Below are 13,548 nucleotides of genomic sequence, written 5' to 3' on the forward strand. Positions count from 1 at the left end.
GAAATTATCAAAGTTCTGTTGCTTTAGCCTGTATATTTTTATGGCTACCTTTATAGGGTTAATTATGAACAGTAAATGTCAACAGACCCTAAATAGAAAATATGAGTGAATGTTTGCAGAATTTTTTATCTTTTGATAATGGGGTTGCTTCATTAAAGCGCAGCTTGATCTAGAAACAATAAAAAAGGAGCACTCAGCCAAAAAAAGTGGAATATTTACTCTATTTTGTTGCGCAAATTTGGTGCAAAAATGGGATTTCCCATTTTGAATCAAGTTCAGTACATTAATATAATAAATAGTACGCAAGGTTTTTTTCTACCCTTTATCTGACTGTTTGAGACTTGGGTCTTATAAAATTTTGGCGATTATTTTTTTGTCAGATGTATCAATTATGTCTGATGAAGATCTGCTCAAAACAAATTCTATCATTTCATAAAATACGATTTTAACATCTAAAAACAGTGCTCTTGCTTGAGTACTAAATCTGTCAAAAAAGTCAAAACTAAAAAAACGACGCAGCTAAAGTGCCGCTATCTATAGGGACTAGAGAAATTGAAAGTCTGCTTCTGAATCAAGAAATACAGCAATCATTGTCAGAATCATCAATGTAACAAAATAAATCAGAAATTCGCGCTTATTTACGCCAGCAAAATCTGGATATTTCATTCAGTGGAATGAATATCGTTTATAAAATCATCGAATATGAATAGCTAGAGAATTAAATAAATGTGCTATTGCAGCATCATTTTTATGAATCATCAGTTCAAAATATAGGTATTTATTAAATAAATAGTAGGTGGTAATTTCAAACAGTTTGATTAGAATCCAAAAATTCAACAAGAACACATCCTGAGGGGAAGCATCGTTTACACGATGTTTACTTAAGAAAAATTAGCTTGAGGAACGCTCATGCAGATCGGAATTCCAGCCGAAACTGTTGTCGGTGAAAATCGCGTCGCTGCGACGCCAGAGACAGTAAAGAAATTGATCAGCGCAGGACATAGCGTGATTATCGAACGTGGTGCAGGGGTTAAAGCTGCCTATATCGATAGTGCCTATGAACAAGTTGGTGCCAAAATTACGGATGATGCCTATACCGGCAGTCAGTTGATTTTAAAAGTTCGTGCACCGAAAGGTGATGAAATTCAAAAACTCAACCCGAACACCACTATCGTGGCAATGTTTGATCCTTACCGTAATACTGAGCTTGACCAATTTGCGGCACAGAACGTGTCTGCATTTGCATTGGAGCTTTTGCCACGGACCTTGTCTCGTGCGCAGAATATGGATGTCTTGTCTTCTCAAGCCAACCTTGCAGGATACAAGTCAGTCCTTCTGGCTGCGGCTGAATACCAGCGCATGTTCCCGATGCTAATGACGGCTGCGGGGACGGTCAAACCAGCCCGTGTGGTGATCATGGGGGTCGGGGTCGCGGGTCTGCAAGCCATTGCCACTGCAAAACGCTTAGGCGCTATTGTGGAAGCCACAGACTTGCGTCCAACAGCAAAAGACCAAGTGGAATCATTGGGCGGTAAATGGCTGGACGTGCCGATGTCTGCCGAAGAGCAGCAAAAAGCGGCGGATGCGGCCAAGAATGGTTATGGCTGGATGCCGGGTGAGGAATACATCCGCGATCAGGCTGCCATTGTGGATAAAGCCGTATCAAATGCTGACATTGTGATTACCACAGCGCTTTTACCCGGCCGTGATGCACCGCGTTTAATCCGTGCTGAAACAGTTGCGAAAATGAAACCGGGTTCAGTCATTTTAGATATGGCAGTGGAATCGGGCGGTAACGTTGAAGGTTCGAAATGTGGCGAAACAGTCCATACCGACAATGGCGTCAAAATTCTCGGCATTCCAAATATTCCGTCGACTGTATCAACTGAAGCCTCTGCTTTATACGCTCGTAACGTATTTAACTTCGTTGAAACACTATTTGATGCAGATAAGAATTTTGTCCTGAATCAAGAAGAAGAAATTCAAAAAGCCCTACTCGTCACTCATGGCGGCCAAGTGCTGCTGAAACGTGGTTAAGGAGAAGACTCATGGTTGAAACAATTACGATTTTTGTCCTTGCCATTTTCGTAGGTTACTACGTGGTGTGGGGTGTAACACCAGCATTGCATACGCCGTTGATGGCGGTCACCAATGCCTTGTCATCGATCATTATTGTCGGTGCAATGATTCAGACTGTTGGCCTGCCGGTGATTGGCGTTGAAGGTAGCGTGGATTTCCAGACCATTAACGTGGTGAGCGTACTTGGCGCGATTGCAGTATTCCTGGCGAGTATTAATATTTTCGGTGGCTTTGCCGTGACTGCTCGTATGCTGGAAATGTTTAAACCTAAGCAAAAGAAAAAAGAGGGTTAATCCATGGAAATGATTCGAGAGTATGCGGATTGGTTCTACCTGATTGGTGCCGTTCTTTTTATCCTGACGCTACGTGGTTTATCAGGTCCTAAAACTGCGATTGCCGGTAACCGTTACGGAATGATCGCGATGGCTATTGCGGTCGTAACCACCTTCTTTGTAGCTGAGAATCCAGTCGTCTGGATGATCATTGGCGCAATGGTGCTGGGTGCAATCGTGGGTATTGCCCGTGCACGTACAGTTCCAATGACCCAGATGCCTGAAACTGTAGCGTTGATGCACTCACTGGTGGGTCTGGCTGCGGTACTGATTGCTGTCGCTGCCATTATTCACAACAACAAACTGATCGAACTTGGTCCAGACCTGTTGGCTGCCAATGGTGTGAATTTCCATGAAATGAGCCGTGTTCATTTATTTGAACTGTTTGTGGGCTGTTTCGTGGGTGCGATTACCTTTACAGCATCAGTCTTTGCTTATGGCAAACTGGCCGCGAAGAAATGGGCGAAAACCATTTCAGGTGTGTGGGTGAAACCAGTTCAGGCAATCATCTTTATTGCAATGTTAGGTTTTGGGGTTCACTTCTTCCTGACTGGCAATATGACATCGTTCTGGGCGATGACAGGTCTTGCGCTGGCATTTGGCTGGGTATGGATTGCACCAGTCGGTGGTGGTGATATGCCAGTGGTGGTATCGCTACTCAACTCATTCTCGGGTTGGGCAGCAGCTGGTATTGGTTTTACCCTAGAAAACAACATGCTGATTGTTGCAGGTTCACTGGTGGGTTCTTCAGGTGCGATTCTTTCTTACATCATGTGTAAAGCGATGAACCGTTCCATCATCAACGTTTTGTTTGGTGGTGCGATGGGCGGTGCAGCTGCGCCGATAGCAGGAGCAGGTGAACAGGTTCAACGTAATCACCGTTCAGGTTCGGCAGATGACGCAGGCTTCCTGATGTCAAATGCAGACAGCGTAGTGATTGTACCGGGTTATGGTATGGCGCAAGGCCGTGCCCAAAATGCGGTAAAAGAATTGGCTAACTTGCTAAAAGAGCAGGGCGTAACGGTTCGTTTTGCGATTCATCCTGTAGCAGGTCGTATGCCAGGTCATATGAACGTACTACTTGCTGAAGCGGACGTACCGTATGAAGACATCCTGGAAATGGATGAGATCAACTCGGACTTCCCGGCAACAGATGTGGTGCTAGTGATTGGTGCGAACGACGTTGTGAACCCTGCGGCGAAAGATGATCCAACATCGCCAATTTATGGTATGCCAATTCTGGAAGCCCATAAGGCACGTACGATTATGGTGATCAAGCGTTCTATGGCAACCGGTTATGCGGGTCTCGACAATGACTTGTTCTATAATGACAAGACCATGATGATCTTTGGTGATGCCAAGAAAGTGGTGGAAGATATGACTAAAGCCATTAATGGTACAGGTCACTAATCATCTAAATCATTAGAATTCCCCCTAAGTCCCCCTTTAATAAAGGGGGATTTTTTATTTTATATCTTGGAAAAAGGATGATTGAGTGGTCATCGAACGTCTATGTTTATGATGAATTGATCCTAAAATACCAATCAAATCGGTGCATAAGACAAGATGAAAATTAAAGAAAAATAGCGAACAGATTGAGTTGTATTAATGCTTATAAAGTTAGATGAACAGGCAATAAAAAAGCGACCTACACAGGTCGCTTTTTTGAATATTTGGTTTTTACGCTACAGAGTCAGTATCTGCAGGATTGCGCCATAAGCTTTCTAGGTCATAGAATTTACGCGCTGTTGGAAGCATACAATGAACCACAACATAACCAAGGTCGATGAGGATCCATTCAGCATCACGTTCGCCTTCAATACCAAGAGGGCGGAAGCCAGCTTTACGTGCTTCTTCAGCAACGTTATTGGCCAATGATTTGATGTGACGTGTCGATGTACCGCTTGCAATGACCATAGCATCAGCCACATTACTGATACCGCTGACATCAAGCTCAACAATTTCTTTTGCTTTTACATCTTCAAGTGCAGCATGTACGACTTTTAAGCAGTCCTCTACAGCTTGAGAATTTGAATTCATAGTAAGATCGTGAGAATTAGAAGCGCTGGGCGATGGTTCTAAATTCATGGGGAGTGTAATTTCCTAACAATTATGCATGGTCTAATATAGCGGTTTTAGTCCTGAATTTCAAATGAAGCCGCAGTCCACTCAGTCATGCTCCGGAAAGAACTCAGCTTTCCAGTCAAAGGAATCATTGGAATGTCCGCTGGGTTTATACTCGGCAGCAACATAACCTTGATATTGACTATGTTTTAACCACTGAAATATATCATGATATTGAATTGAGCCCGTATTGGGTTGATGCCGTCCCGGACAATCCGCAAACTGGATATGACCAATCGAGGCAATATTTTCTTGCAAAGTTTCCAGTACATCTTCGCCCATCATTGCCATGTGGTAACAGTCGTACTGCATTTTTAAGGCCGGATGATGTACCGCTTCCAGCATTTCCTGTGCTTGAGCAACATTTTGAATCAAAAAACGTGGCATATCGGTGCCATTGATCATTTCAAAGACCGGTTCAATTTGATGTTCAAGCAGCATTGAACAGGCCATTTTCAGGTTACTCGCCAGCGTATTCAGGCAGGGTAAAAGATCACAGTCAAGGGGTTGTTTTCCTGCCAGAATGTTCACCCGGGGTACATTCAACGCCGTGGCATACTGGATGGCCTGCTCAACAGCATGACGAAACTCAATTTCCTGTCCTGGAATGCCGGCCAGACCATGACCGCCCTGCATCAAATCGCCTGCTGGCACATTAATCAGGCACAAGTTCAGCTGATGCGTGCTGAGCTGGTTTTGAATCTGGCCAATTGTGAGCTCATAAGGAAACTGGATTTCCACATGATTAAAGCCCTGTGCATGAGCCAGCGCGAAGCGTTCGATCAGCGGCACTTCGGTAAAAATCATCGACAGGTTGACGGCAAGTTTAATCATGTATGTCTCTTCAATATTCAGGGCTGCATCAATCAAGCGTTATGAATGTTTTAGTTGCTGGATTACAGTAGCCAGATCTGCTTCGGCAAAGCCTTGGGCTTGATGAGCATGTAACTGCGTTAAAGCTTGAGTCGCCACCGGAACATCCAGGTTAAAGCTTTGTGCCAGTTGCACGGCATTATTCAGATCCTTGGATAAAGTCTGCACTTTCCATTGCACCGGTTCAAAAGTTTGCGTGGCCATACGGGGGGCCAGAATCTGAAAAGGCTTGGAGTCAGCAAAACCACCCGCCAGCGCGGGCGCTAGTAATCGTGTATCCACCCCGGCAAGTCCAGCCAAGGCGACCGCTTCTGCGATCAAGGTGCTATTCGCCGCCACAATTAGCTGATTACAGATTTTGGTCGCCTGACCGGTACCCGTATCACCCATACGGGTGACGCGCTGTGAAAGTACTGCATAGATCGGATCAAGATCTTCAATAGTCGCGGCATCACCACCGGCAAAAATCACTAGACTGCCTTGTTCGGCTCCAACTGTACCACCTGAAACAGGAGAATCAATCCAGGTTACTTTCTTGGCCTGTGCTTGTGCGGCAAGTGTTTGGGTTTGCTGTACTGAAAGGCTAGAGAAGTCCACAATGACTTGCTCCGCAACCAAATACGGTTCGATCTGAGCAAAAACAGATTGCACTGCCTGATCATCTGCCAGGCAGGTCAGAATCACCGGGTAATCTGTAATCTTATCCAAAGATAGCGTAGTTGCACCTAGATCCAGCAAGGGCTCACAGGCAGATGGTGTGCGGTTCCAGACTGCCACCTGAAAACCTGCTTGAAGCAGACGTGTGGCCATGCGAGTGCCCATCAGCCCCATACCTAAAAAGGCAATTTTAGTATCGCGATTCAACTGCATGCTTTGGTTTATTCCTTTCCTAGATTCAGACTGGGTTTATTTGTATTGGCGCGGTACAAACTGAACCTCTGGGTTTTTGTCCTTTTTACGGGCCAATTGACTGTTTTTACCCAGTAATAATTTCAGCTGCCATATTTTTTCCATACGCAAGGATTTATTTGGACGATGCTGCATGGCATCCAGTACAAATTTAGAGGCCATCAGCGCATCTGGAGAACGTTGCAGCATTTCTTCAGCCAAGGCTTGTGCTCTTCCTAGTGGCTGTTCATCGACATGGGTGATCAGACCGATTTCTTTGGCATATTCACCATCAAAAATCCGGGCAGTTAAGGTCAGCTCTTTGGCCAGATCAATACCAATCAGGCCTTTCAGGGAGCGGCTGAGTCCCATGTCTGGCACCAGTCCCCAGCGGGTTTCCATAATCGACATTTTGGTCTCAGGATGGGCAATGCGGATATCTGCGGCTAATGCCAGTTGCATCCCGGCACCAAAACAGAAGCCCTCCATTGCGGCAATCACCGGGACTGGCAATTCCTGCCAGACCAGAAATGCTTTTTGAAATAAGCTTTGACCCGGACGGATCAGTTCCCATGCGGCATAAGCACGATTTTTAGGATTATTTAAATCTGCCAGATCAATACCGGCACTAAAGACCTGGGCTTCTCCCGTTAAAATCACACATCGGATGCTTTTATCTTTTTTGATTTTTTGTGCAGTCGCGACCAGTTCGCGCAGCAGGGCAAAGCTCATGGCATTGCGTTTATCCGGACGATTCAGTGTAACAGTGGCAATGCCGTTATTTTTTTCCAAGCGCACGAGTGACATGGCATTCTTCCTTATTTTTCCTGGCTTGAGCATAGCATGCAGCCTTTGGGCTTGCATGACAGCCCAGTCACACTTGAGTAAGTTAAGGACTGAGCAGCTTCAAAGCTTTAATTTAAATGTTGCTTCAAAATTTGCTGGGCAGCCTGTTCAACCTGTTCAACCACGGCTTTGAGTTCATCAAAATATTTCAGCACGTCCTGGACAAAGCTTTCATCGGCTTTACGACGTTCTTTGCGCAGGGTCGAAACGAACTGTTCAAAGCCACCAGTGACTTTCTGCAGAGTCGGTGCACCGACATAACGGGTCGCGCCATATAGACGATGCAGTACATGTTCCAGTTGTGGGAAATCTTCCAGTTCAATCAGTTGCTGCATTTCATCGAGTTCATCTGCAAAGCTGTCTACCAGCATGCGTAACAGGTCTACCGCCAGATCCTCCTTATTGGCTGCCAATTGCAGGCTTTGCTGCCAGTCCAGAATATTCGGATCCAGAGCATCAATCACATTGGCACGTTCCAGTACCGGAATCCGTTTAAAATGCTCGGTGGTCCAGTGCGTCAAAATTTGGATAATCTGCTCGATCTGAATCGGCTTGGTGACATAATCATCCATGCCGTTTTGCAGCAGTTTATGTTTTTCATCAGAAAGCGCATGTGCCGTCAGTGCAATAATCGGCAGACGGCTATGATTTTCAAAAGTTGATTCCAGCGAGCGAATAGCACGGGTGGTATCGATCCCCGACATGACTGGCATCTGAATGTCCATAAAGACCAGATCAAATGCCGGCTGTTCCTGTTCATAACGGCGCTGAATAATATCGATCGCTTCCTGCCCGCTGAGGGCTTTGGTCGTGGTGACATTGAGTTCACCCAGCAAGGCTTCCAGAACAATCAGGTTGGGTAAGTGATCATCCACGGCCAGAATATGCAGGCCTTGACCATTAAATTCTTCATGCTGTTCCTGGTCGAAGACCGGCTGATTGCCGAGTAACTGAATCAGCGCGCTGCGGCTGAGTGGCTGATGCAGGGCACGGGCACGATGGTCATTGAGCATGCTTGGATCCAGTTGCATCTGATAACCATAGACAGCCAGATGACCCTGATAACGTGAACGGATTTCGCGTAACAAGACTTCACTGTCACCACTATGATCGACGATCAGCCAGGTATTTTCGCTATTCTGTAAATGATTCAGACGGCTAAACAGATCCAGAATTGATGCACATTCAATATGTTTAACCTTATAATTTTCCAGATAATGCCGCAGCACATTCGCAGTTGCCGGATGTGCAAGATAAGACACCACGGTCAATTCGCTAAAATCTGGATGCTCAATCACGGTATCTTCATCGACCAGGAACTGGGCAGTAAACCAGAAAGTAGAGCCTTTTTCGGTTGGAGCACGTTCCTGATTGTCTTCAAAACCAATCTGGCCATGCATCAGGCTGACCAGCTGTTTGGAAATTGCCAGACCAAGACCGGTACCGCCAAACTGACGGGTCACCGAGGTATCACCCTGCGAGAAGGACTCAAACAGCTTTTTACGGTCGGTACCACTCAGGCCAATGCCGCTATCCTGTACACTAAAATGCAGCACACACTGATCCATTCCATCATGTTCCATGCGTGCCCGGACAATGATTTCTCCATCCGGAGTGAATTTGATCGCATTGGAAATCAGGTTGGTCAGAATCTGTTTAAATCGTAGCGCATCACCAATAATGTGTTTTGGCACACCATCTGCATAATAGAAGGCCATATCAATATGTTTTTGTGCTGCCAGAGGTGACAACATGTCCATCACATCAAAAATCGCTTCTTCCAGATCAAAAGGTGCCGTTTCCAGTTCCAGTTTGCCGGCATCAATTTTGGAAAAATCCAGAACATCATTGATCAGTGCCAGCAAATGCGCCGAAGACTTACGAATGGTCTGCAAATACAGGCTCTGCTCGTTGCTGAGATTGCCCTGACGTAACAACAGATGAATAAAACCATCAATACTGTTCAGCGGGGTGCGCAATTCATGGGAAATATTGGCCAGAAACACCGACTTGGCCTGGTTGGCCGAGATCGCCTGGTCGCGTGCCTGACGATAGGTAATATTCTGGACTTCTAAAGTGTCGAGGGTGCGGCGTAAATCGTCTTCGGTCTGTTCGGTATGTTCACGCAGTTCCAGAAAGCTGAAATGCAAACGTTTCACCACATTGGCGATATCACGTTGCAATAAACGCAGCTCGCCGGTGCTGTTAATCACCATATGCTGGCCGAGGGTGTCGGCATTCAGGCGTTGCAATTGCATGCGAATCTCATACATTGGGGCGATCCAGCGCCGTGAGTAGAAATTCAAGCAAAGTAATAACAATAATAAGGTCAGTAATCCGGTCGCAATCAGTACGATCAGTACTCGGTAACGGGCAATTGCTAGCGGCTGGTTATCCAGTTCGATCGCCAGCCAGCCGGTAGAAAAAGTGTTTTCATTCACTTTAATGGCATAGATATGATTATCTTGATGCAGAATCGGACCAACAAAATTGCCGCTTTTCTCAAATTCTGGCCAAGGCGCCTGTTCCTGAAAACCGATGCCCAAACGATTCTTGCCATTTTCATCCAGAACTGCTGCCCGAACCAGATGCTTTTCATTCAGCATGTTCTGCATGGCGTTGTGAGCTTGGTCATATTGCCATGGATACAGGTTCAAGATATCCAGGGCATATTCTGAAGTGCCTTGAAAGCGAGTCAGAATCGCAATGGCCATCTGCTTCTGCTGGGCACGTGCGGCATTCGAGGTTTCAGTCAACACCAGCATGGCACCGACGCAGGCCAAAATAGTAATTGGCACAAAAATCAGCGCAATCAGCTGTCCATAGGCATGATTTAAGTGTAGGCGTTTAAACAGCTTTTTGTTGATCGTTGACATGATTTAAGCAGTATTTTCTTTATGCCTGGCATATTAGCATGCTTTAAATCGACAGTTAAAATTTAAGCATAATTTTTATAAAGCTTCGGATTAGCAGTTAAAAATACAAGAGATTTCAGTTAATTTTGCTCAGGTACAGCAAGACTAAGACGCACGAAATTTCAATCTGTAAAAGTGCCAGACTGAAATAGTATTTTCATCTTCATTAGCGAGCTGCTTCACCTGGCTAAATTATCGGGAAATGTAGTTTATGGCTTGATAGTGTGTGAGTTTTAGTGAGTTTTCTGAAAAAGCCTTGCTAAATGGGTGCAGGGAAAAGCATTTTTTCATACAATAGCCGCACCTCGATATAGGTGCAAATAATGAGTAATACCATCCCTGATTTTCAAGCAGATGAATTTTTGTTAGACCATTATGTAGGCAAAACGCCGCTGGTGCGTTTACAGCGTCTGGCAAGTCACACTCAAGCTACAGTACTCGCGAAACTCGAAGGCAATAACCCGGCAGGTTCGGTCAAAGACCGTCCGGCCTACAATATGATCATGCAGGCCGAGAAGCGTGGGCAGATCAAGCCGGGTGACACCCTGATTGAGGCAACGAGCGGAAATACGGGGATTGCATTGGCGATGGTCGCAGCAATGCGTGGCTATAAAATGAAGCTGATCATGCCGAACAATATGAGTCAGGAACGTAAGGATGCGATGCGTGCTTATGGTGCCGAGCTGATAGAAGTAACCAAAGAGCAGGGCATGGAAGGTGCACGTGATCTTGCTGCTCAAATGCAGAATGATGGCGTGGGTCTAGTGCTGAATCAGTTTGGAAACCCGGACAATGTCGAAGCACACTACCTGACCACGGGTCCAGAAATCTGGCAGCAAACCGGTGGCAAGATTACCCATTTTGTCAGTTCTATGGGCACCACCGGCACCATCATGGGTGTGTCGAAATACCTGAAAGAAATGAATCCTGATATTCAGATCGTTGGTTTACAGCCATCTGAAGGTTCAAGTATTGCCGGAATCCGTCGCTGGCCAGAAGAATATCTGCCAACCATTTTCGACCGTAGCCGTGTGGATCGCATTATTGATATTCCACAAATCGAAGCTGAAAAAACCATGCGCAAGCTGGCACAGAAAGAAGGCATCAGTGCCGGAACCTCTTCTGGTGGGGCAGTGTGGGCCTCGATTAAACTGGCGGAAGAACATCCGGATGCAGTGATTGTGTGTATTATCTGTGACCGTGGTGACCGTTACTTGTCTACAGGGTTATTCTCTGTACAAGATCCTGAATAATTATTTGAGCACTGTTTTATGCGCCTGCCTGTTTTAACTTTCGATATTGAAACCCAAACCGATCTCAAATCAGGCGCGCATCTGTTTGGTCTGGACCTGCCCGAAGCAGATCTGGATCAGGCCCTGACCAAATTACGCCGTCAGGATTCAGGCTCTGATTTTCAGCGTTTACCGCTGCATGAAATTGTCTGTATTTCCGGTTTATGGATGGATGAACAGGGTATGAAGCTGTTTTCCTTTAGTCGAGAACAGCATTCTGAAGCAGAAATTTTGAAAAAATTCTTGTCCATTTTTGACAAGCGACATCCGACTCTAGTGAGTTGGAATGGCTCACAGTTTGATTTACCAGTAATTTTATACCGCGCCATGTATCATGGACTCTCTGCACCGAGTCTGTTCGATCAGGGCGAAATTGATACGCAAAAGCGTTATAATAACTACCAGAATCGTTACCATCATCGTCATGTTGACCTGATGGATGTGATGGCCATGTTTCATGCCCGTCATTTCCAGAAGCTGGATGATGTTGCACATTTGCTGGGTTATCCAGGCAAGCGCGGTGACGGAGCCTATCGGGTTCCGGAATATGTCCGCAATCAGCAATGGACCGAACTGACGTCTTATTGTGAAGGTGATGTCCTGAATACCTGGCTGGTGTATATCCGCTGGTTGCTGTTAAAAGGCCAGCTGTTGCTGCCGGATTATCAGCATCTGCTGCAAAGCACGATTCAATATTTGCAGACTCAACCGCAACATGCGGACTTTTTATCAGTCTGGCGTGAAACCTCACAACGAACTGAATTTACCCAATTTGATTTTCCCATCTCCATACCCTAGGTTTTCATGAAACATCGAGCACAAGCACGTCCTATCCAGCAACCCGAGTATATTTTTCAGGTTGAGTCACTATCGCATGAGGGACGTGGCATCGCTCATTATGGTTCACATCCGGATCATCCGCAGCATAAACATGGCAAGAAAGTCTTTATCCGTTATGCCTTGCCGGGTGAAACCGTGCGTGCCCGCATTACCCGAGAAGTTAAGAAGCTAGAAGAAGCTGACAGCCTTGAATTGTTGAGCGACGCTTCTGAGATTCGCGTGAAGCCGGTGTGTTCACATTTTGGCGTTTGTGGTGGCTGTAATATGCAGCATATCGCTGCGGATGCGCAGATTGAACTGAAACAGAATGTGCTGAAATCACATCTTCAGCATTTTGCCGGAATCCAGCCTGATCAATGGCTACCGCCTTTACGTTCACAACGTGAAGATTATCGCCGTAAAGCCCGAATCGGGGTGCGTTATCTGCCTTCCAAGGATCAGCTGGTGGTGGGCTTTCGTGAAAATCAGTCCAACAAACTTACGCCGATTGATCGCTGTATGATCTTGGATCGCGAGTTTGGCTCGGTTACACGTCTTAAACAATTGCTGCAAGGTCTGAATGGTAAGGCCGACATCGGTCATATAGAATTGGCCATGGGGGATCAGGACATTGCGCTGCTGGTGCGTGAAACTGCAAAATTATCTGCCGATGATGTCAACCAATTGCGCGAATTTACGTTACAGAAAGGCTGGCAACTGTATCTGCAGCCTGCCGGCAAAGAAACGCTTTCGCGAATAGATGATACAGAAGCATCTGCACGCTTACACTATGGTCTTGATGACTTTGATGTGAAATTCGGCTTTAATCCTCTGGACTTTACTCAGGTAAATTCAAGCATCAATCCGCAAATGGTACGATTGGCATGTGATTTGCTACAACTGCAACAGGGTGAACGGGTTCTGGATCTCTTTTGTGGATTAGGAAACTTTTCCTTACCTCTTGCGCGCTGTGTTGGTGCGTCGGGTCAGGTGATTGCGGTCGAGGGAAGTGATGAAATGGTTCGACGTGGTGCGGAAAATGCCAAAAACAATGGTATTGCACAAATATCGTTCTATTCACAAGATTTAACCAAAGATTTCTCGCACCACACTTGGGCAAATCAAGGTTTTGATGCATTATTAATCGACCCGCCACGTGCCGGGGCAGAAGAAGTGATGCATTATATCCCTCAGTTTGGAGCTAAAAGAATCGTTTATGTGTCATGTAATCCTGCGACACTCGCCAGAGATGCAGGACTCTTGGTACAACAGGGCTATCGTCTCACCCAAGCGGGCGTGATGGATATGTTTACACATACTGGACATGTTGAATCAATCGCATTGTTCGAAAAAGAAAATCAAATAAACGATTAAAGAAAT

Annotated in this window: 11 protein-coding genes; 6 read left to right on the top strand and 5 right to left on the bottom strand. The window is 45.8% G+C overall.

What is annotated here, in order from left to right; translation table 11 throughout:
• The first annotated feature begins 909 nt into the window (after positions 1-909).
• From NI466_RS09105 to NI466_RS09115, 3 genes are read left to right on the top strand one after another with little or no spacing between them, the layout of a single operon-like run.
• Complete coding sequence (locus NI466_RS09105; protein WP_004733722.1) at positions 910-2,037, top strand: Re/Si-specific NAD(P)(+) transhydrogenase subunit alpha; 1,128 nt, start codon at positions 910-912, stop codon at positions 2,035-2,037.
• A gap of 11 nt (positions 2,038-2,048) precedes the next feature.
• Positions 2,049-2,372 carry a proton-translocating transhydrogenase family protein gene (locus tag NI466_RS09110; protein ID WP_004281642.1) on the top strand — a complete coding sequence of 108 codons (324 nt, stop codon included), beginning with the start codon at positions 2,049-2,051 and terminating at the stop codon, positions 2,370-2,372.
• 3 nt (positions 2,373-2,375) lie between these two features.
• Positions 2,376-3,821, top strand: a complete 1,446-nt coding sequence (locus NI466_RS09115; RefSeq protein ID WP_253173368.1) for an NAD(P)(+) transhydrogenase (Re/Si-specific) subunit beta — start codon at positions 2,376-2,378, stop codon at positions 3,819-3,821.
• 270 nt (positions 3,822-4,091) lie between these two features.
• On the opposite strand, the gene rsfS is transcribed toward NI466_RS09115, so the two are convergent.
• The 5 genes from rsfS to NI466_RS09140 all read right to left on the bottom strand — a co-directional run bounded on the left by rsfS (position 4,092) and on the right by NI466_RS09140 (position 10,018).
• A complete protein-coding gene (gene rsfS / locus NI466_RS09120) occupies positions 4,092-4,499 on the bottom strand; it encodes a ribosome silencing factor (protein ID WP_253173369.1) in 408 nt (135 codons plus the stop codon).
• Positions 4,500-4,580: 81 nt separating this feature from the next.
• Positions 4,581-5,369: a hydroxypyruvate isomerase family protein gene (locus NI466_RS09125; RefSeq protein WP_004733727.1), complete on the bottom strand. Its 789-nt coding sequence runs from the start codon at positions 5,367-5,369 to the stop codon at positions 4,581-4,583.
• Positions 5,370-5,408: 39 nt separating this feature from the next.
• A complete protein-coding gene (locus tag NI466_RS09130; protein ID WP_253173370.1) occupies positions 5,409-6,278 on the bottom strand; it encodes an NAD(P)-dependent oxidoreductase in 870 nt (289 codons plus the stop codon).
• A 36-nt stretch (positions 6,279-6,314) separates the two neighbouring features.
• Positions 6,315-7,103 (bottom strand): crotonase/enoyl-CoA hydratase family protein, encoded by a 789-nt coding sequence (locus NI466_RS09135; protein WP_004733731.1) that lies wholly within the window; start codon positions 7,101-7,103, stop codon positions 6,315-6,317.
• 107 nt (positions 7,104-7,210) lie between these two features.
• Positions 7,211-10,018 (bottom strand): GacS-like sensor histidine kinase, encoded by a 2,808-nt coding sequence (locus tag NI466_RS09140; protein WP_253148527.1) that lies wholly within the window; start codon positions 10,016-10,018, stop codon positions 7,211-7,213.
• A 362-nt stretch (positions 10,019-10,380) separates the two neighbouring features.
• Here NI466_RS09140 and cysM point away from each other — a divergent pair, with 362 nt between their 5' ends.
• Genes cysM through rlmD form a run of 3 tightly spaced genes read left to right on the top strand, consistent with a single transcriptional unit; the run spans position 10,381 to position 13,542 of the window.
• Entirely contained in the window at positions 10,381-11,310 is a 930-nt protein-coding gene (cysM, locus tag NI466_RS09145) for a cysteine synthase CysM (RefSeq protein WP_253173371.1), read from the top strand.
• An 18-nt stretch (positions 11,311-11,328) separates the two neighbouring features.
• Positions 11,329-12,147: a 3'-5' exonuclease gene (locus NI466_RS09150; protein WP_005248065.1), complete on the top strand. Its 819-nt coding sequence runs from the start codon at positions 11,329-11,331 to the stop codon at positions 12,145-12,147.
• A gap of 6 nt (positions 12,148-12,153) precedes the next feature.
• The gene (gene rlmD, locus NI466_RS09155; protein ID WP_253173372.1) at positions 12,154-13,542 is read left to right on the top strand and encodes a 23S rRNA (uracil(1939)-C(5))-methyltransferase RlmD; all 1,389 of its coding nucleotides are present in this window, start codon (positions 12,154-12,156) and stop codon (positions 13,540-13,542) included.
• The last annotated feature ends 6 nt before the right edge of the window (positions 13,543-13,548 follow it).

The sequence above is a fragment of the Acinetobacter lwoffii genome, assembly GCF_024129595.1.
In the GTDB taxonomy this organism is placed as follows: domain Bacteria; phylum Pseudomonadota; class Gammaproteobacteria; order Pseudomonadales; family Moraxellaceae; genus Acinetobacter; species Acinetobacter lwoffii_O.